Annotated in this window: 18 protein-coding genes; 8 read left to right on the forward strand and 10 right to left on the reverse strand. The window is 70.7% G+C overall.

Going from position 1 to position 16,930, the window contains the following annotated elements:
• Positions 1-2: 2 nt before the first annotated feature.
• Positions 3-494, forward strand: coding sequence for a methylated-DNA--[protein]-cysteine S-methyltransferase (locus HNR67_RS10525; protein WP_185001860.1), 492 nt, complete (start codon positions 3-5; stop codon positions 492-494).
• Here HNR67_RS10525 and HNR67_RS10530 read toward each other — a convergent pair.
• The 4 genes from HNR67_RS10530 to HNR67_RS10545 all read right to left on the reverse strand — a co-directional run bounded on the left by HNR67_RS10530 (position 412) and on the right by HNR67_RS10545 (position 3,374).
• Positions 412-1,224, reverse strand: a complete 813-nt coding sequence (locus HNR67_RS10530; RefSeq protein ID WP_185001861.1) for an ESX secretion-associated protein EspG — start codon at positions 1,222-1,224, stop codon at positions 412-414. The two genes, HNR67_RS10525 and HNR67_RS10530, sit on opposite strands and share 83 nt — an antisense overlap.
• Positions 1,221-2,246 (reverse strand): WXG100 family type VII secretion target, encoded by a 1,026-nt coding sequence (locus HNR67_RS10535; RefSeq protein WP_185001862.1) that lies wholly within the window; start codon positions 2,244-2,246, stop codon positions 1,221-1,223. Before HNR67_RS10535 ends, HNR67_RS10530 begins: the two co-directional genes overlap by 4 nt.
• 16 nt (positions 2,247-2,262) lie before the next feature.
• Entirely contained in the window at positions 2,263-2,607 is a 345-nt protein-coding gene (locus tag HNR67_RS10540; RefSeq protein WP_185001863.1) for a hypothetical protein, read from the reverse strand.
• Positions 2,608-2,804: 197 nt separating this feature from the next.
• Complete coding sequence (locus tag HNR67_RS10545; RefSeq protein WP_185001864.1) at positions 2,805-3,374, reverse strand: TetR/AcrR family transcriptional regulator; 570 nt, start codon at positions 3,372-3,374, stop codon at positions 2,805-2,807.
• A gap of 92 nt (positions 3,375-3,466) precedes the next feature.
• Between HNR67_RS10545 and HNR67_RS10550 the strand changes: the two genes are divergently transcribed.
• Entirely contained in the window at positions 3,467-4,078 is a 612-nt protein-coding gene (locus HNR67_RS10550) for a TetR/AcrR family transcriptional regulator (RefSeq protein ID WP_185001865.1), read from the forward strand.
• Here the strand turns inward: HNR67_RS10550 and HNR67_RS10555 are convergent.
• Positions 4,032-4,616, reverse strand: coding sequence for a TetR/AcrR family transcriptional regulator (locus tag HNR67_RS10555; protein ID WP_185001866.1), 585 nt, complete (start codon positions 4,614-4,616; stop codon positions 4,032-4,034). The two genes, HNR67_RS10550 and HNR67_RS10555, sit on opposite strands and share 47 nt — an antisense overlap.
• Before the next feature lie 121 nt (positions 4,617-4,737).
• Between HNR67_RS10555 and HNR67_RS10560 the strand changes: the two genes are divergently transcribed.
• Positions 4,738-6,492 carry an ABC transporter ATP-binding protein gene (locus HNR67_RS10560; RefSeq protein WP_185001867.1) on the forward strand — a complete coding sequence of 585 codons (1,755 nt, stop codon included), beginning with the start codon at positions 4,738-4,740 and terminating at the stop codon, positions 6,490-6,492.
• A gap of 8 nt (positions 6,493-6,500) precedes the next feature.
• On the opposite strand, the gene HNR67_RS10565 is transcribed toward HNR67_RS10560, so the two are convergent.
• Positions 6,501-7,355 carry an oxidoreductase gene (locus tag HNR67_RS10565; RefSeq protein ID WP_185001868.1) on the reverse strand — a complete coding sequence of 285 codons (855 nt, stop codon included), beginning with the start codon at positions 7,353-7,355 and terminating at the stop codon, positions 6,501-6,503.
• A gap of 149 nt (positions 7,356-7,504) precedes the next feature.
• Between HNR67_RS10565 and HNR67_RS10570 the strand changes: the two genes are divergently transcribed.
• Together HNR67_RS10570 and HNR67_RS10575 are read left to right on the forward strand one after the other, a co-directional pair.
• Positions 7,505-8,389 (forward strand): helix-turn-helix domain-containing protein, encoded by an 885-nt coding sequence (locus HNR67_RS10570; RefSeq protein ID WP_185001869.1) that lies wholly within the window; start codon positions 7,505-7,507, stop codon positions 8,387-8,389.
• 25 nt (positions 8,390-8,414) lie between these two features.
• Positions 8,415-9,284 carry an alpha/beta fold hydrolase gene (locus tag HNR67_RS10575; protein ID WP_185001870.1) on the forward strand — a complete coding sequence of 290 codons (870 nt, stop codon included), beginning with the start codon at positions 8,415-8,417 and terminating at the stop codon, positions 9,282-9,284.
• On the opposite strand, the gene HNR67_RS10580 is transcribed toward HNR67_RS10575, so the two are convergent.
• Positions 9,281-9,835: an RNA 2'-phosphotransferase gene (locus tag HNR67_RS10580; protein ID WP_185001871.1), complete on the reverse strand. Its 555-nt coding sequence runs from the start codon at positions 9,833-9,835 to the stop codon at positions 9,281-9,283. The genes HNR67_RS10575 and HNR67_RS10580 overlap by 4 nt on opposite strands.
• Positions 9,836-10,038: 203 nt before the next feature.
• On the opposite strand from HNR67_RS10580, the gene HNR67_RS10585 reads away from it, so the two are divergent.
• The gene (locus tag HNR67_RS10585) at positions 10,039-10,446 is read left to right on the forward strand and encodes a pyridoxamine 5'-phosphate oxidase family protein (RefSeq protein WP_246493064.1); all 408 of its coding nucleotides are present in this window, start codon (positions 10,039-10,041) and stop codon (positions 10,444-10,446) included.
• On the opposite strand, the gene HNR67_RS10590 is transcribed toward HNR67_RS10585, so the two are convergent.
• Positions 10,424-11,257 carry a ThuA domain-containing protein gene (locus tag HNR67_RS10590; protein ID WP_185001873.1) on the reverse strand — a complete coding sequence of 278 codons (834 nt, stop codon included), beginning with the start codon at positions 11,255-11,257 and terminating at the stop codon, positions 10,424-10,426. The genes HNR67_RS10585 and HNR67_RS10590 overlap by 23 nt on opposite strands.
• 211 nt (positions 11,258-11,468) lie before the next feature.
• On the opposite strand from HNR67_RS10590, the gene HNR67_RS10595 reads away from it, so the two are divergent.
• Positions 11,469-12,368, forward strand: coding sequence for an XRE family transcriptional regulator (locus HNR67_RS10595; RefSeq protein ID WP_185001874.1), 900 nt, complete (start codon positions 11,469-11,471; stop codon positions 12,366-12,368).
• A 41-nt stretch (positions 12,369-12,409) separates the two neighbouring features.
• On the opposite strand, the gene HNR67_RS10600 is transcribed toward HNR67_RS10595, so the two are convergent.
• Positions 12,410-13,099, reverse strand: a complete 690-nt coding sequence (locus HNR67_RS10600; RefSeq protein WP_185001875.1) for a S1 family peptidase — start codon at positions 13,097-13,099, stop codon at positions 12,410-12,412.
• 219 nt (positions 13,100-13,318) lie between these two features.
• The gene (locus HNR67_RS10605) at positions 13,319-14,920 is read right to left on the reverse strand and encodes a helix-turn-helix transcriptional regulator (protein ID WP_221489836.1); all 1,602 of its coding nucleotides are present in this window, start codon (positions 14,918-14,920) and stop codon (positions 13,319-13,321) included.
• Positions 14,921-15,052: 132 nt separating this feature from the next.
• Between HNR67_RS10605 and HNR67_RS10610 the strand changes: the two genes are divergently transcribed.
• Positions 15,053-16,903 carry a siderophore-interacting protein gene (locus tag HNR67_RS10610; RefSeq protein WP_185001877.1) on the forward strand — a complete coding sequence of 617 codons (1,851 nt, stop codon included), beginning with the start codon at positions 15,053-15,055 and terminating at the stop codon, positions 16,901-16,903.
• The last annotated feature ends 27 nt before the right edge of the window (positions 16,904-16,930 follow it).

Here is a 16,930-nt window from a genome sequence, read left to right on the forward strand (position 1 = left end):
GCATGCGCACCAACACCGTCATCGACAGCCCCTACGGCCCGCTCACCCTGGTCGCCCAGGACGGGGCGCTGGCCGGGATCTACATGGACCAGCAGCGTCATCTCCCACCGCTGGAGAGCTTCGGCGAACCCGATCCGGCCGCGTTTGGTGCGGCGATCGACCAGCTCACCCGGTACTTCGCCGGCGAGCTGCGCCGCTTCGAGCTGCCGATGACCTTGCAGGGCACCGATTTCCAGCGCTCGGTGTGGGAGCTGCTGCTCGAGATCCCCTACGGCGAGACCACCACCTACGGCGAACTCGCGCAGCGGCTCGGCAATCCGCTGGCCGCCCGCGCGGTCGGCCTGGCCAACGGCAAGAACCCGATCAGCATCATCGTGCCCTGCCACCGGGTGATCGGCTCGACCGGCAACCTCACCGGATATGGGGGAGGACTGGCGAAGAAGCGGCGGCTGCTGGACTTCGAGCGAGGTCGAGATCAGCTGACAGCGTGGTGAGCTGGCCGTGCAGCCGCCGGGTGTCCGCCGGGCTGACCGTGGTCCAGGCCGTGCCGTCGCCGGCCCGGTGCTCCTCCACCAGGTAGCGCCCGTAGCTGGTGTCGTGGAAGGCCACCACCCGCTCGGCCCGGCGCCGCCGTCCGGTGGCGTCCTGCCCGGCCACGCCGAACTGCCCGAAGTCCACCGGATCCCGGAACATCAGCGCCAGCGCGGTGGCCTGTGCCGATGGCACGCCGAACTCGACCAGCGCGGGCTCGAACGCCTCCAGGTCGCCCGAGGCCGCCGCGGTGCTCAGCGCCGCGGACCGCACCGACACGCTTTCCCCCGGCCCGGCTGGCCGTTCCGGCAGCGGGGACAGGATCGCGTGCGCCAGCCCGGTCGGCTCCAGCACGGTGACCTGCCAGCGCGCGCCGTCGGAGACCACCAGCGCGGCCTGCTCGCCCGCACTGGCCGCCAGCGCCCGCACCGGCGACTCCAGGAACAGCCGCGCGTCCAGCTCCCGCTCCGGCCGGGCCAGCATGCGCAGCAGTGCCACCAGTTCCGGGTGCACCCCGCCACGCAGCATCAGCCCGGCGGCGGCCAGTTCGGCCTCGGCCAGCTCGGTCTGCCCGGCCCGCTCGGCCGCGGAGTGCGCCTGCGGCGGCACCCGGATCACCAGCGGCTGCGGACCCAGTTCCAGCCGCCGCCACACCAGGTCCACGGCCGCGACGGAGAGCGTGAACGCGGTCACAGCACGGGGGAGGGGCCGATGACCACCGGCGTGTCCTCCTCGGCCTCCGGCGAGGTGCGCGGCGCCGGGTGGTAGCCCAGCACCCCGTCACGCAGCCCGATCCCGGCCTGTTCCGGCTCGGCCTCGGCCCGCCGGCGGTCCACAGTGGACTTCTCCACCCTCGGCTCCGGCACCGCGCGCACCATGTTGCCGGGCCGCGGCGGATTCTGTTGCTGCTGCCTGCGTTCCTCGGCCGGGGTGCCGTCCCCGGTCGCGGACCAGATCTGCGAACGGTCCACAGTGGACGATCGAGGCGTCGACTGCCGCTGGTCGGCCAGTGGCACCGGGGCGGGCTCGGGCAGGATCGAGTGCACCGGCGCGACCGGCTGGTGCGGGTGTGGGTGCGCGACCGGGTGACCCGCGCCGCTCACCGACACCGAGGCGTTGAGCCCCAACGGATCCTTCAGCGACAGCCCGGACAGCAGTGAGCCGGGCGCGACGATCGAGATGTCCAGCCGCGGCGGGTTCAGCAGTGGCGGCAGCTCGGCCAGCGCGGTGTCCACCCGCTCCTCGTAGACCTCCATCGCCCGCGCGGCCTCCGCGTGCGCGGCGTCCACCTCGACCTCCACCGGCTCGTAGTCGATCCGGTTGTCCACCAGCGCGGGCAGCCAGGCCACCGCGGTCACCGGTTTGGTCGGCAGGAACTGTGGCGGCGGCACGTGATTGCGCGCGTCCGCGTAGGCGTCGGCGCACTCCTGGGTGGCCTCGGCCTCGGCCGCCATCGCCACCCTGGTGTCCGCGGCCCAGGCGGCCAGCGGGGCCAGCGCGTGCGCGGTGTGCATCGCGGCCTTGCCCTGCCAGCCGGTGCGCAACTTGGCCAGCCGGGCGTGCAGGTTGTCGTCGACCTGGTGCAGTGCCTCGGCGAGCTGACGGTAGGTGGTCACCGCGGGTTCGGTCGCGCCGACCCCGGGGCCACTGTGGATGTCCAGGTAGATCTTGAGGTGTGGGACGGCCAGCCAGCAGCGTCCATGGGCGCCTCGCATGCCGGTCCTTCCCTTCTCAGACACGGAGATTCGCCGTGGCGGTGTCCTCCGCGGCGCGGTACTGCGCCGCGGCCGCGTCCAGCTGCTCGACCGCGTGGAACAGCTCGGCCAGGTACACCGTCAGCACCGCCAGCGCGGAGTCCTCCGACTGCACCCCGCGCCGGGTCTGCTCCCCGGCCGCGTCCCGGCTCACCTCGTCGGAAGCCGCCGGCCAGCTCACCAGGCTGTGCTGGGCCTGCCGCAACAACGGAGCCAGTTCGTTGATCGCCTCGACGAAGGCGGCCCTGGTGGCCTCGATCTCCTCGGCGTCCACGAGCAGCCTGCCGGGGGCGAGCGGAACCGGGGCGGCGGTGGTGAACACGCGCCGACGCTAGATCACTCCGGGCTCCGCCGAAACTGGCAGATCCGTTGTCCAATAAGCGATGCCGGGCTGTGGATCACGGTGTTCGCAGGTCGGAAAGGCTGTGTGCGAGGCACTGTCCACTATCCGGACGCGGGAAATCACCTGTTCGGCCGCATGTGACGCAGACCGGCGGATTACCCGGCGAAAGTCGGTGGTCAGCAGTTCCCGGCCAGCACGCCGTCCACCATTCGGTCCACAGTGGACTGGATACCCGTCGGCTGGTCAAGGTATCCGCCGGACATGATGCCGTCCCGCAACAGCACCAGCGCGGTGGCCGCGTGCCCGGGGTCGGGGTGTCCGGCCTCGGTCAGCCTGCCCCGCAACCCGTCGTGGAACCAGCCCCGGTGCTCCCGGACCAGCACCCGCACCGGCGCCTGTGGATCCGGGTACTCCGCCGCGGCGTTGAGGAAGGCGCAGCCCCGGAAGCCGGGACCGCAACTGGCCTGGGCGAACGCGCCGAGCATGATGTGCAGCGCGGTCGCCGGGTCCTGCCCGGCCACCGCAGCCTCCACCCCGCCGCGGATCTCCTCGTGCTTGCCGCGCAGGTAGGCCACCACCAGGTCCTCCTTGGTGGGGAAGTGCCGGTAGAAGGTGGCCCTGGTCACCGACGCCTCCTTGACCAGCCGGTCCACCCCGATGGCCTGGATGCCCTCGGCGTAGAACAACTCCGAAGCGGTGGCCAGCAGCCGCTCCCTGGGCTCGGAAACCTTCACATCGGTGCTCATGCCCCTATCGTACAGAACGTTCGTTCTTCTCGGAATGTGACGTTCCGGTGCGATCCAGCGGTGCCGGCCGGCCCGCGGACTAGCATCGGGGTATGCCACGCCCGCGCAGCTTCGACGAACGCGAGGTGCTGACCGCGATCTGCGCCCAGTTCGAGCGCGTCGGCTACGCGGCCACCTCGCTGGATGACCTGATGCAGGTCACCGGCCTCGGCAAGGGCAGCCTGTACGGGGCCTTCGGCGACAAGCGGCAGCTCTTCCTGCGCGCGCTGGACATCAACCGCGAACGCCAGATCGCGGCCCTGTGCGCGGGCCTGCGCGATGGCAGTGGATCGATGCTGGAGCGCCTGCGTGCCCTGCTGGTCCGGATGGCCACCACGCCCAGTACCGAGGAACGCTTCGGCTGCCTGCTGGTCCGCGGCGCGACCGAACTCGGCGAGGACGACCCGGAGGTGCTGGCCCGCACCCAGTCCACCTTCGCCGCGATCGAGGAACTGGTGGCCCAGGCGCTGGCCGCCGCGGTGAGCGAGGGCGAACTGCATCAGGACACCGACACCTCGGCCCAGGCCAGGGTGCTGCTGGCCACCCTGCAGGGGGTGGAACTGCTGCGCCGCGGTGGCCTGACCGAGCAGACCATCGGCGAGGTCGTCGGCGCCGCGGTCACGAACCTGCCTGGGCCAGCAACCCCCGCTCCAGTAGCCGGATGACCGACTCCGCCGCCTGGTGCTTGCCCATCAGCCCCTCGCCGGTGGCCTCGATGCCGGCGAAGACGTTCCACCACAGCACCTTGTAGATCCACTCCGGACTGATCGACTGGTCCAGGTACCCCTCGGCCTGCGCGCGGGTGATCAGGCCGACCACCGGCTTGTCCGCCTGCTCGAAGGCCGCGTTCAGCCAGCCGTCCTCGCTGCGCTGCTGACCCTCGCTGCACACCTGGATCAGCGCCGGGGTCAGCTCGAAGTAGGCGTGCACCGCCCGGCGCAGTGCCTGGGCGGCGGTGCCCTCGGCCAGCTTCGCCTCGGCCAGCGCGGTGCCCAGCCGTTCCACCGTCATCCGGAAGATCGCGGTCATCAGCTCGGAGCGTTCCGGGAAGTAGCGGTGCAGCGTGCTGCGCCCGACCTCGGCGGCATCGGCGATCTCCGCCATCGAGGCGGTGGACCGCTGCGCCAGCACGGTGACAGCCGCGTCCAGGATCGCCTTGCGGGTCCGGCTCCGGCTGCCCGACTCCCGGGTGGTGCTCGTCATAAGGAACCAGTCTAGTACCACGTCCTCCCAGTTAGGGGCTTTCCCTACAAATTATGGGACATAGGTGTCCCACGCTGGTACGTTGGTGCCCTGACCTGAACGGACAACTTGGGGCGCAGACATGTCAGAACCCGATTCGACGCGCTGGCAGCACACCCGCGTGCTGTGGCACTTCGTACGGCCGCACCGCCGGACACTGTTATTGGGCCTGGTGCTGGGCCTGGGCACCACCGGGGCCACGCTGGCCACGCCACTGGTCACCAAGTCGGTGCTGGACGGTCTAGCCGTGTCCGCGCCGATCCTGCCCGCGGTGGTGCTGCTGGTCAGCCTGCTGCTGGTGGGCGCGGGACTCGGGCTGGCGCAGTGGATCCTGCTCGGCAGGCTGGCCGAGCGGATCGTGCTGGACGCCCGCAGCACCATGGTGCACCGGCTGTTCCGGGTCCGGGTCGGCGAGCTGGCCAACCGCCCCAGTGGCGAGCTGGTCACCCGGGTCACCTCGGACACGGTGCTGCTGCGTGAGGCGGCCACCGACAGCGTGGTCAACTTCGTCAACGGCGCGGTCGCGCTGGCCGGCGCGCTGATCCTGATGGGCGTGCTCGACTGGGTGCTGCTCACCGGCACCGTGATCGTGCTCATCGTGGTCGGCACCGTGGTGGCGATCCTGATGTCCCCGCTGGCCGACGCCCAGCGCAACGCCCAGGCCGCGGTCGGCAGGCTCGGCGGCGTGCTCGAAGGCGCGCTGCGGGCCATCCGCACGGTCAAGGCCAGCCGGGCCGAGGCCAGGGAGAGCAACCGGATCCTCACCGAGGCCAAGGAATCCGCGCGGCAGAGCGTGCGCGCGGTGCGGATCGAAGCGGTCGCCTGGACCACCGCGAGCTGGGGCATCCAGCTCGCCATCCTGCTGATCCTGGCCCTTGGCGCGTGGCGGGTCAGCTCCGGCGCGCTGCCGGTGTCCAGCCTGGTCGCCTTCCTGCTCTACGCCTTCCAGGTGATGGAGCCGGTGTCCACACTGACCAGGACCTTCACCCAGCTCCAGTCCGGCATCGCCGCCGCCGCCCGGATCAAGGAGATCGAGAACCTCTCGATCGAGCAGACCGAGCCGCTGGCCCGCGAGCCGGAGCCGGCCGCGCAGGCCCCCGTGCTCTCCTTCCGCGAGGTCACCGCCCGCTACGCACCCGGCGCGCCCGCCGCGCTGGACGGGGTCAACCTGGACATCCCACGCACCGGGCACACCGCCATCGTCGGACCCTCCGGCTCCGGCAAGACCACGATGTTCTCCCTGATGCTGCGCTTCCTGCAGCCCGAACACGGTGAGCTGGCACTGGACGGCACCGGCTACGAGCAGTGGTCGCTGGCCGAGGTCCGCAGGCGGATCGTCTACGTCGAACAGGACACCCCGCTGCTGCCCGGCACGCTCCGGGAGAACCTCCAGTACACCCACCCGGACGCGACCGAGGCGGATCTGTGGACCGCGCTGGAGGCGGTGCAGCTGGCCGAACGGGCCCGCACGCTGCCGGACGGCCTGGACACCGTGCTCTCCGGCTCGGTGGTCTCCGGCGGCGAGCGCCAGCGCATCGCACTGGCCCGCGCCCTGGTCAGCGATCCGGAGATCCTGCTGCTGGATGAGGCCACCGCCCAGCTGGACGGGCTGACCGAGGCCGCGGTGCAGGACGTGATCGCCAGGGTGGCCCGCCGCGGCGCGGTGGTCACCATCGCGCACCGGCTCTCCACCGTGCTCGACGCCGATCAGATCCTGTTGCTGGAAAAGGGCAAACGGCGTGCCCTTGGCAACCACGCCCACCTCCTGGAGAACGACGAGCTGTACCGGGACCTGGTGGCGGCGCTGCGGATCGCTCCGGTGACCAGCGCCGCCTGAGCGGGCGCCTAGCGGGGCAGCGGGGCGCCCGCCCCGGCGAAATCCGTGGACAGGGCCAGGTCACGCAGGTCTGCCAGCTCCTGCGTGACCTCGGCCAGGTGCGTCTCGATATCGGAGACGCAGGTGCTGCCCAGCGGCAGCCGGGCGGGCAGCACCTCCCGGTCGGTGACGGCCAGGATGACCTCCACCGCCTTCACCGGGTCGCCCTCCTGGGCGTGGTTGCTGGTGTCGGCCCAGTCCCGCATGACCCCGCCGGATGCCGCGTAGTCCTCGATCACGGTGGCCGAGCGGACCAGTGAGCTGGAGTCCAGGAAATCGGTGCGGAACGGCCCCGGCTGCACCGAGGTGACCTGCACGCCCAGCGATGCCAGCTCCAGCCGCAGTGCCTCGGAGAATGCCTCCACGGCGAACTTGGTCGCGCAGTAGGCGCCCCAGCCCGCCCAGCTCACCACCCCGCCGAGCGAGCTGATGTTGAGGATCTTGCCCGCGCGCTGGGCCCGGAACACCGGCAGCAGCGCGCGGGTGACCGCCAGCAGCCCGAAAACGTTGGTGTCGAAGACCGCCCGCACCTCGGCGTCGGTCACCTCCTCCACCGTGCCGAGCAGTCCGCGCCCGGCGTTGTTGACCAGCACGTCGATCCGGCCGAACCGGGCCAGTCCGGCCGCCACGGCCTGCCCGGCCGCTGCCTCGTCGGTGACGTCCAGCCGCACCGGCAGCAGTCGCTCGCCAAAGCCGGGCAGTGCCGCGGCGACGGCCGCCGTGTCGCGGGCGGTGGCGATCACCGAGTCACCGCGTTCCAGCGCCTGCCGGGCGATTTCCAGGCCGAAGCCCCGCGACGCGCCGGTGATGAACCACGTGGTCATTGCTGTGCTCCCAAGGTCGTTGTGCTCTGCTGCCAACGACTCTGCCCACTTCGCCAGGGCCTATCCAGGGACTGTTCGTCCCTGGGACTCCCCGTCCCTGGGACTGGCAGTACCAGGCACCGGCCCCCGCCGACGGTCACAATGGGCCCATGGACCGCACTCCCTCCGCAGGCGCCGCACTCGGCGAATACCTGCGCGCCTGCCGTTCGCGGGTGGACCCGGTGGCGCGCGGTCTGCCCGAGGACGGCCGCCTGCGCCGGGTGCCCGGCCTGCGCCGCGAGGAACTGGCCCAGCTCGCGGGCGTGAGCGTGGACTACCTGGTCCGGCTGGAACAGGGCCGCACCCGCAACGTCTCCCGCGCCGTGCTGGACGCCCTGGCCAGGGCACTGGACCTGCGCCCTGACGAGCACGCCTACCTGCTGCGCATCGCCGAAGGGGTGCACGCGCCCGGAATCCGCGCCGCCACCGCGTCGGTCCGCCCGCAGACCCAGCAGATCCTCGACAGCATGCAGGGCCTGCCCGCCCTGGTACTGGGCAGGCGGATGGAGGTGCTGGCCTGGAACGCCCTGGCCGCCGCGCTCTACCTCGACTTCGCCCGGCTGCCACCGGCCCAGCGCAACCTGCTCCGGCTGACCTTCCTGGACCCGGAGATCCGCCCTCGGCTGCGGAACTGGGACGAGGTCGTCCGCGACTGCGTGGCCTACCTGCGCGAAGACGCCTCCCGGTACCCCGACGACGCCAAACTGGCCGCACTGGTCGGCGAACTGTCGCTGAAGGACCCGGATTTCCGCCGCTGGTGGGCAGATCACCGGGTGCGCGCGCAGATGCACGGCCGCAAGACCCTGGAGCACCCGATCGCCGGCCCGCTGACGCTGCACTACCAGGCACTGGACCTGCGGGACAGCACGGACCAGAAACTCATCGTCTACACCGCCGAACCCGGCTCCCGCTCCGCCGAGGCCCTGCGCTTCCTGGCCAACTGGGCAACGGATTCAGCCCTGAGCGAGATCCCGGTGCACGAGCGGCCTGGCTGACCACCGCGCTGGCAGCATCGGTCCCATGCCCCGCGCAATCCTGCCCACCGGCATCGAGCTGGCCTACGAGACCCACGGCGCCGCGACCGATCCGGCCCTGCTGCTGATCGCGGGCCAGCTGGCCCAGCTGACCGCCTGGGACGACCGGCTGGTCGAACTGCTCGCGGCACAGGGCTTCTTCGTCATCCGCTTCGACAACCGTGACGTCGGCCTGTCCAGCGGAGTCCCCGATTCACCCGCCCCGGACTTCCCGGCGATCGTGGCCGGCGACCACCGCACCGTCCCGTACTCCCTCGACGAGATGGCGACCGACGCGGTCGGCCTGCTGGATCACCTTGGCATCAACGCCGCGCACCTGCTCGGCGCCTCGATGGGCGGCATGATCGCCCAGCTGATCGCGATCAACCACCCCGGCCGCGCGCTCAGCCTGTGCTCGATCATGTCCAGCACCGGCGACCGCACCGTGGGCCAGAGCCACCCGGACACGGCCGCGTTCCTGCAACGCCCCAGCCCCAGCACCCGCGCGGACATCATCGAACACGGCGCCCAGGCCGGCCTGGCGATCTCCTCCACCCGCCTCGGCGTGACCGAGGCGGACATGCGAGCCGTGTCCGCCGCCGCCTACGACCGCGCCTACCGCCCAGCCGACGGCGCCCGCCAGCTGGCCGCGATCTGGTCCGCCCCACCCCGGACCGAAGCCCTGGCCGGCATCGACATCCCCACCCTGGTGATCCACGGCGTCGACGACCCCCTGATCGACGTCAGCGGCGGAAAGGCCACCGCCGCCGCCATCCCCGGCGCCACCCTCACCCTCATCCCCGACCTGCGCCACGACCTACCCCGCCCGATCTGGCCGCGACTGGTCGAAGAGGTCACCCAGAACACCCGCCGCTAACCCAGAGCCGCCCACCCCAGGTACTCCGGCGGCACCCCATCCGTCAGCCACACCCCATTCGCGCTGACGTAGAACACCCGCCCATCGGCCACCATCCGGGCCGCGTCCACCCGCAACACCACGGGCTTGCCCCGCCGCGCCCCCACCCGCACCGCGGTCTCCTCGGTGGCGGACAGGTGCACGTGATGCCGTCGCATCGGCCGCAACCCCTCCCGCCGAATGGCCGACAACGCGGCCGCCACGGTCCCGTGGAAGAGCAGCGGTGGCGGAACCGCCACCGGCAGCGCCAGCTCGACCGCCACCGAATGCCCCTGACTGGCCCGGATCAACATCCCGGTGTCGTCAAAGGCAAACCGCCGCTTGTCATTCCGCGCGACAACTTCGTCCAGCTCATCCCGGCTGACCCGGAACCCGTGCCGGGCCAGCGCGGTGAGCAACTCCTCGACGGAAACCCAGCCCCCGTCGGCCAACTCCAGCCCGATCTCCCCTGGCGCGTGCCGCAGGTGCCGCGACAGTCGCTTGGACACCCGAACCATCTGCTTCTCATTCATGTCCGGACAAGTGAACCGCGTGACCCCGTCAACCACCCACAGATTTATCCCGCCGACTGACCGGAAGTTGCAGGCATATCGGGATATATAAGGAGCCCTCCCAAACCAAGTCCCCGCCTGACACGATCGGGTAATTCGGCTCTCCCACCCCACGGGAGCCGCGCACCCCGCCACCACCCCCCGACGAGGAGAGCCCCGTGCCCATGCCCGTCCAGGACCGCATCGAGTTCCTGGCCGCTCCCCGAGTCGCCATTCTTGCCGTGACCAGGGAAAACCGCGGTCCCCTCGCCGTCCCGGTCTGGTATGACTTCCGGGACGGCGAGGTACTGGTCTGGACCCGGTCCAGCTCCCGCAAAGCACTCCTGATCCGCAAAGCCGGCCGCTTCACCCTGGCTGTGCAACACCCGGAACCGCCCTACGGCTACGTCACCGTCGAAGGCCCCGTGACAACCTGGCAACCGGATCCGGCCCGCGCCGACCTGGTCCGCCTGACCACCCGCTACCTACCGGCGGATGCGGCGGCCCGCTTCGTCGACAACACCCGGACCCCGGACGCGGTCCTGCTCGGAATGCGCCCGGAGTCCTGGATCAGCGGCTCCCCAGCCAGTTGAGCCCGTCGATGATGAACTTGTTCTGGGTCTCACTGGCGAATGTCGAGGACAACGGCCGGTTATTGGGGTAGTCCATCGCGTTGTGCCCGAAGTTGGCGTACAGCACCCGATAGTTCTTGTTGGTCCAGATAATCGGGTAGTACCCCGACCGCCAGGTCTGGTTCGGATCGGTCCCCAACGGGAAGCTGGACGGATCAACCGAAGCCAGAATCTGGATGTTCGGATTCTGCCGGAGGTCATTCGTCCAGCTGTACCATTCACTCACCGCCGAGGTGAACACCGAAGGCAGCCCGGCAGTGGCCGGATGCGACCGATTCTCCACCTTCAACTTGGCCGTGGTCGGCCCCCAGGTGTTGTTCTTGAACCGCCCGGTCCCCAGCAGCGTGTTGTGGTACCAGTTCCAGCCGCCAGGGTTGTCGTTGTAAGCGGCCACATGGAACCCCAGCCAGCCGCCACCCCGCTCGACATACCGCTGGAACCCACTACGCTGAGCCGCCGACCCTGGCAAGGCATCCAGGAAAAGCACAACCTGGTACTGGTTCAACGCGCCGTCATTGGCCAAGATATTCCAGTCAGTACTCGCGGTATACGAGAAGTTGTGCTGCGTGGCCATCCGCGAAAACCAAGGATTGGCCTCCTTGACAAACGCGATATGAGCCGCATCCCAGGTCCCCTGGTACAACCCCAACACCTTGTACCGAGGCGCGGCCGGCGCCGCACTACCCCCTTGCGTGGGAACCAACACAAGAGCCACCAACGCCACAAGCAACGCAAGCACCTGCGTAACCCGGGCACGCCTGCCGTTGGACATGCCGATCCTCTTCCTGTTCCAGGGCGGTGAGAACAGAGTCATGGCGACGGGATCGTGGCCGGCCAACGGCAGTGGGAAGGCAGCCGTCCACGCCCTCAACGGTAGCCGCGGGATCGGTCAAGCTGAACAGACCTTCGTAGGGATACTTTCCGAACTGACGCTGCCGGGCAGGAGCTAGAATCCCACGCCGATCCGGCGGCGGAGGTGCGGCGTGGCGAACGGGGAACCGGCGGAGGACCGGGCATTCCACCAGGTGCTGCGTGCGGCCGTGCGGCGCAGCGGGCTGGGCCTTGAGCGCATCCGGTACCGGCTGGCGCAGCAGGGCCACCCGTTGAGCATGGCCACCCTCAGCCTGTGGCAGAGCGGGCAGCGCAGGCCGGAACGCCGGGAGTCACTGGCCGCCCTGGCCGCGCTGGAGGGGATCCTGGCCGTGCCGGCAGGCACCCTGTCCTCGGCCCTTGGCCAGCCCCGCTACCGGGGCCCAGGGCCGAACGGCCAGCGCCGGGTGCCGGTGGAGGCGATGTGGCCGGCCGATCCGGCCATTCCCGCGCTGCTGCGCGATGTGGACGCCGAGGACGAGTTCCTGGTGCGGCTGAGCCAGCAGGACCTGGTGACGCTGGGACCGGACGGCTCCGAGCGGTCCATGCTGGTGCGCCTGGTGCTGCGGGCCACCCGCTCCGGCGTGTCCACCCTCCCGATCGCCTACGCCTCGGACCAGCCGGAGCACAGCAGCCTGCTGGTCCGGCCGCTGCGGCACTGCTCGGTGGGCACGGTGGAGTACCTGCCGCGGCAGGGGTATCTGGTCGCCTCGCTGGAGTTCGACCGCGAACTGGCCCGAGGGGAGGTGATCCTGGTGGAGTACGAGGTGCTGAACAGGTCCGCGTCCGGGCGTTCGGTCCGCAGCGAGCGGAAACTGCGCTTCCCGGTGCGCGAGTACTTCGCCGAGGTCAGCTTCCACCCGGAGGCGGTGCCCGCGCGCTGCGGCTGGACTTTCTACGGCGACGAGGCGGCCGAGCGCGGCGGCGAACTCCCCGTCGACAGCGCGCACTGCGTCCGGCTGGCGGTCTCCAACGCCAAGCCCGGCCGCTACTCGGTGCACTGGGAGTGGTGAACGGGCCGCCCGCCCGGTGGCGCGGGCAGCCCGTCCTGGGGTCAGGCCGCGGGCAGGCCCTGGCTGCCGCTGTTGCTCAGCACCCACTGGCGGTAGGTGCTGATGTTGACGTGCCCCGAGGTGCCTGCCGAGGTGTCGCCGTAGGAGTGCACCCCGATCAGCCTGCCGTTCTGGAACACCGCGCCACCGGAGTCGCCGGGCCCGGTGTAGCCGTTGCCCGCGGTGGCGTCGATGAAGGAGCCGGACACCTTGGTGATCCGCATGGCGGCCACCTTCAGGTAGCGCGAGTCGCGGGCGGACTCGGTCCGGCCGAAGCCGTAGACCTCCTCGGTGCTGCCGACCGCGGGCTGGCTGCCGGTCAGGCTCGCGTACGTGGTGCTCACCGGCGAGTTCAGCTCGTAGAGCAGGATGTCGGCCGACGGGTGCGAGATCGCCCGCACCGGCTTGCGGGACTGGCCGGCCGTGCGGTCGACGTTCCCGATCAGGAAGCTGACGCCCGATTTCGCGCAGTGCTTGGCGGTGAGCACGTACCGGGAGTTGATGATGGTGCCGGAGCAGTCCTGCTGACCGTTGACCATGAGGGCCACCGCCCACGGTCCGCTGGCGGCGTACTTCCCGTTGATGATGAGGGGCTGGACGTCGCCGGCCGGGCTGGCCGAGGCCAGGGGAACGCTGCTGACACCGGCCGCGATCACGCCGCACAAAGCGACCAGGAACCTTTTCGCGCGCATTGAAGAACTCCTATCCGATGCAGGGATTGTCGGAGTCGCGCCCACAACGAGATGATTGTTCAGGGGGCAATCACGGGGAATTCGTTGGGGTGACAATTCGAACTATAGGATCGGAAAGCGGTCGGCTCAAGGGCGCTTATTTCGTGATCCCTGCTCGGTGGGGCCGTGAGCTGCGGTTTTGGCTCGAATCTGTCAAGAGTAAAATGGTGCTGGCCGGCTTCAGGGGGAAGCTCGCTCGCGTTCCTGGAACTCGCGTGGGGATAGACCGTGCAGGCGGGTGAAGGCGGTGCTGAAGGCCGGCAGGTGGGCGTAGCCGATGCGGCGGGCGACCGCGCTGGGCTTGGCGCCGCCGGCGAGCAGATCGCGGGCGACGCGCATGCGGGCGGCGTAGCGCCAGCGAGCGAAGGTCATGCCGGTCTCGCCGCGGAAGGCCCGGTGGACCTCGGCGGGGACGTCGAACACGGCCGATTCGCGGGAGATGTCGAGGTGGCGCAGGTAATCCATCGCGGCCGCGCGCGCACGCGGATCGGTGGGCATCGGCACCGACAGCGCTCGTTGCGCGGCGAGGTGTTCGGCGAACAGGTCGAGGATGTGCCGGGGGTTGTAGTCGTCGGGGTGCAGTCCGGATCGGGCGCTGATGGAGCAGTGCATCAGGTAGTCGTCCCAGGCGGGTGCGAACCGCACCTGCAGCGGCTCGGTCAGTTGCAGGTCGGCGGTGGTCGCGCTGCCGAGGGGCAGTGAGATGGAGTTCTCGCGGAGGCCGGTGATGTGCTTGCGGCCCGCGGGGATCCAGGTCGCGACGCCGCGGTGCCGTTCGTAACGGTTCTCGCCGATGTCGAGGTATCCGCTGCCGCGGTAGATCCAGCTCAGCACGTGCATGTCGTTGGCGTGCCGGGGGGTGCGGGCGGCGGGGAGCAGTTCGGAGGCGGTGGCGAGGGAACCGTCGCCGCGCACCATGTCCATGAGCTGATCGGTCTGCCGGGCCAAGGTGGCGCGCGGTGTCAGGTCGACCTGCGTGGAACTGGCGGCGAGCTTCCTGCTGAACTCGTGCGGCGTCGGTCCGTACTGCCGCTTGAACGCGCGGGTGAAGCCGTTGCGACTGGCGAAGCCTGCCCGTGCGGCGACCTGGTCGACGTCGAACCCCGCGGCCAGGAACTCGACGGCCGCGATCAGCCGGTTGCGCAGTCGCCACTGCTCGAAGGTGAGCCCGGTGCCGGCGAGGAAGTCGCGGCGCAGGGTCCGCGGGCTGGCGAGCGCCCTGGCCGCCCACTGCTCGACGGTGAGGTCGATCGCCGGGTCGCGGATCAACTCCTCGGCCACCGCCCTGGCGCCGGCGGCTCTCGGCATCTCCGGCGGTGTGCACGGTGCCGAGAGGCTCGCGTGCTCGCCTGGCGCGGGCGCCTGCGGGCGCACCCGGTGGCGGCCGAGGAGATCGATGATCGCGTCCTGGAGGTACCCGTGCCCGATCAACGGGGTCACCTGCAGGTTGAAGTGCTGGATCAGCCAGTCCTGCCAACCGTCCGGGACCTGGAACCGGGTCGCTTCCGGTGGCCCATCGGCACCAGGGTGCAGCCACAGGGGGAAGGCGACCGTGCCTGGCTCGGTGTTGATCGCGCGGTGGTTCCACCCGGCCGCGGGAATCCAGGCGCCGTGCCCGGCGGTGAGGTGGAACACCACGTCACCGTCGACGCGCACGTGCGCTGTGCCGGTGCGGACCCAGATCAGCAGCGGGCGGCGGGGATGCCCGGTCGAGTCCGACCGTGCCGCCGGAATCGGCGGGGCCTCGCTCGCGTCGGCGGGGAACAGCGATGAGCGCGCCACACCCATAAACAATACGGCAGTCTGCGCACACAATTTAAGGTAAGGATTGCCTAACCTAGCCGGGCCGCTGCTCCGCCGCTCCGGCGCGCGTGGCTCGAACTCCCCGTCGAAGGACCAGGAAGGACTGCCTTCATGCCGAAGACCTCACGCCGGCTCACCGTGCGCCCAGTGACCCTGCGCGAAGTCGAGGTCCTTCGGGTGGCGGACCTGACGCCGGGGATGCGGCGGATCACGCTGGGCGGAGCGCAGCTGCGCGCGTTCACCTCGGCCAACGGTTTCCCGCAGCCCGCATTCGACTCGCTCGGTTTCGACGACGACATCCGGCTGGTCTTCCGCGCCCCCGGCCACGCCGAGCCGGTGCTGCCGGTGCAGCAGGAGCGGGGCGTGGACCTGCCGAGGAACCCCCGGCCCCTGTCGAAGGTCTACACCGTCCGCCGCTGGAACGCCGAGGCCGGCGAGCTGGACGTGGACTTCGTCAAGCACGGCATCGGCGTTGGCACCACCTGGGCCTACCGCGCGCGACCAGGCGACCGCGTCCACCTCTACGGCCCAGGCAAGTCGCGCGCGCTCCCCGGCGAGGCGGACTGGCTCCTGGCGGCCGGGGACGACACCGCCGTTCCCGCCATCGCCCGGCTGCTGGACGAGCTGCCGGCGGACACCCGGGCACGGGTGTTCATCGAGGTCGCCGAGGACTCGCACCGGCTGGCACTGCGCGAGCTGCCGCACGTCGAGGTGACCTGGCTGGTGCGCGGCGGTGCCGAGGCGGGTACGAGCACCCTTCTCCTGGACGCGGTCAAGAACGGCGGCTGGTGGGAGGGGCAACCGTTCGCGTGGCTCGCCGGGGAGCACACGTCAGTACGTGACCTGCGGCGCCACCTGGTCGAGGACCGGGGCGTGCCGAAGGAGGACATCGACTTCGCCGGGTACTGGCGACGCGGCGAGGTCGTCGCCCTGGAGACCGACGCGGCGGTACCCGACCCGGAGCAGACGAAGACCCCGTTCGAGCGGCTGACCGAGCTGACCGAGCTGATGGCGCCGACCGCGATCCGCACCGCCGTCGAGCTGGGCGTCCCCGACCTGATCTCCCGCGGCGTCACCAGCGTCGCGGACCTGGCCGTCAAGGCGGGCGCGGACGAGCGGGCGCTGCGCAAGCTCCTGCGCTACCTGCGCACCCTGGACGTGCTGACCGAGACCGAGCCGGGCCACTACGTACTCGCCCCGGTGGGCGAGGTGCTGACCAACGACTTCATGGTCGACACCCTGCACCCGGCCGGGGTGATCGGCCGCGAGATGCTCGGCATCCACGGGCTCACCGAGTCGATCCGCACCGGCCGGGCGTCCTACGCCTCGGTCACCGGCCAGACCTACGCCGAGGCACGCGCCGAGCAGGACTACGAGGACCGCTACCTGGAGCGCCTGGCGAAGTTCCAGCCCGCGCTGGCCGGACCCATCGCCACCTCGGACGTCCTCACCGGCGTCGAGCACCTGGTGCTGCACTCCGGCGGGGCCGGTGCGCAGGCCCGCGAGTTCGTCGCCGCCCACCCCGATCTGCGCGTGACGATCTGCGCGCTGCCCGCCCAGGCGGACTGGCTGCGCCGGGACCTGCCGGCCACCATTCCCGACGGGGCGCAGCGCGCGCGGGTGACGGTGGTCGAGCAGTCCGTCTTCGAACCAAGCCCACCGGCGGACGCCGTGTTCATCATCCGCGCCTTCAAGGCCCTGGCCGATGCCGATGCCGCCCACGCCCTGCGCCGGGCAGCCGAGCAGCTCCTGCCCGGTGGCCGGGTGCTGCTGATCGAGGAGACCCTCGGCGAGCACGACGGCGGAGCCGACCTGCTCGCCCTCACCGTGCACGGCTCCGGACTGCGCACCGACGGCGAACTCGACGCCGTCATCGCCCGAGCCGGACTCCGCTGCCACGCGCGGCACACCGTCGGCTGGGGCACCACGATCCGCGACCTGGTACCGGCCGAGACCCACTGACCTTTCGCACAGCGAAAAAGAAGAGAA

The sequence above is a fragment of the Crossiella cryophila genome (assembly GCF_014204915.1).
In the GTDB taxonomy this organism is placed as follows: Bacteria; Actinomycetota; Actinomycetes; order Mycobacteriales; family Pseudonocardiaceae; genus Crossiella; species Crossiella cryophila.

Bases quoted from the DNA above. Each gene is read 5' to 3' on its own strand.
- HNR67_RS10525 (WP_185001860.1), top strand. From the start codon at position 3: ATGCGCACCAACACCGTCATCGACAGCCCCTACGGCCCGCTCACCCTG.
- HNR67_RS10535 (WP_185001862.1), bottom strand. From the start codon at position 2,246: ATGCGAGGCGCCCATGGACGCTGCTGGCTGGCCGTCCCACACCTCAAG.
- HNR67_RS10545 (WP_185001864.1), bottom strand. From the start codon at position 3,374: ATGAGCACCGATGTGAAGGTTTCCGAGCCCAGGGAGCGGCTGCTGGCC.
- HNR67_RS10550 (WP_185001865.1), top strand. From the start codon at position 3,467: ATGCCACGCCCGCGCAGCTTCGACGAACGCGAGGTGCTGACCGCGATC.
- HNR67_RS10555 (WP_185001866.1), bottom strand. From the start codon at position 4,616: ATGACGAGCACCACCCGGGAGTCGGGCAGCCGGAGCCGGACCCGCAAG.
- HNR67_RS10560 (WP_185001867.1), top strand. From the start codon at position 4,738: ATGTCAGAACCCGATTCGACGCGCTGGCAGCACACCCGCGTGCTGTGG.
- HNR67_RS10565 (WP_185001868.1), bottom strand. From the start codon at position 7,355: ATGACCACGTGGTTCATCACCGGCGCGTCGCGGGGCTTCGGCCTGGAA.
- HNR67_RS10570 (WP_185001869.1), top strand. From the start codon at position 7,505: ATGGACCGCACTCCCTCCGCAGGCGCCGCACTCGGCGAATACCTGCGC.
- HNR67_RS10575 (WP_185001870.1), top strand. From the start codon at position 8,415: ATGCCCCGCGCAATCCTGCCCACCGGCATCGAGCTGGCCTACGAGACC.
- HNR67_RS10580 (WP_185001871.1), bottom strand. From the start codon at position 9,835: ATGAATGAGAAGCAGATGGTTCGGGTGTCCAAGCGACTGTCGCGGCAC.
- HNR67_RS10585 (WP_246493064.1), top strand. From the start codon at position 10,039: ATGCCCGTCCAGGACCGCATCGAGTTCCTGGCCGCTCCCCGAGTCGCC.
- HNR67_RS10590 (WP_185001873.1), bottom strand. From the start codon at position 11,257: ATGTCCAACGGCAGGCGTGCCCGGGTTACGCAGGTGCTTGCGTTGCTT.
- HNR67_RS10600 (WP_185001875.1), bottom strand. From the start codon at position 13,099: ATGCGCGCGAAAAGGTTCCTGGTCGCTTTGTGCGGCGTGATCGCGGCC.
- HNR67_RS10610 (WP_185001877.1), top strand. From the start codon at position 15,053: ATGCCGAAGACCTCACGCCGGCTCACCGTGCGCCCAGTGACCCTGCGC.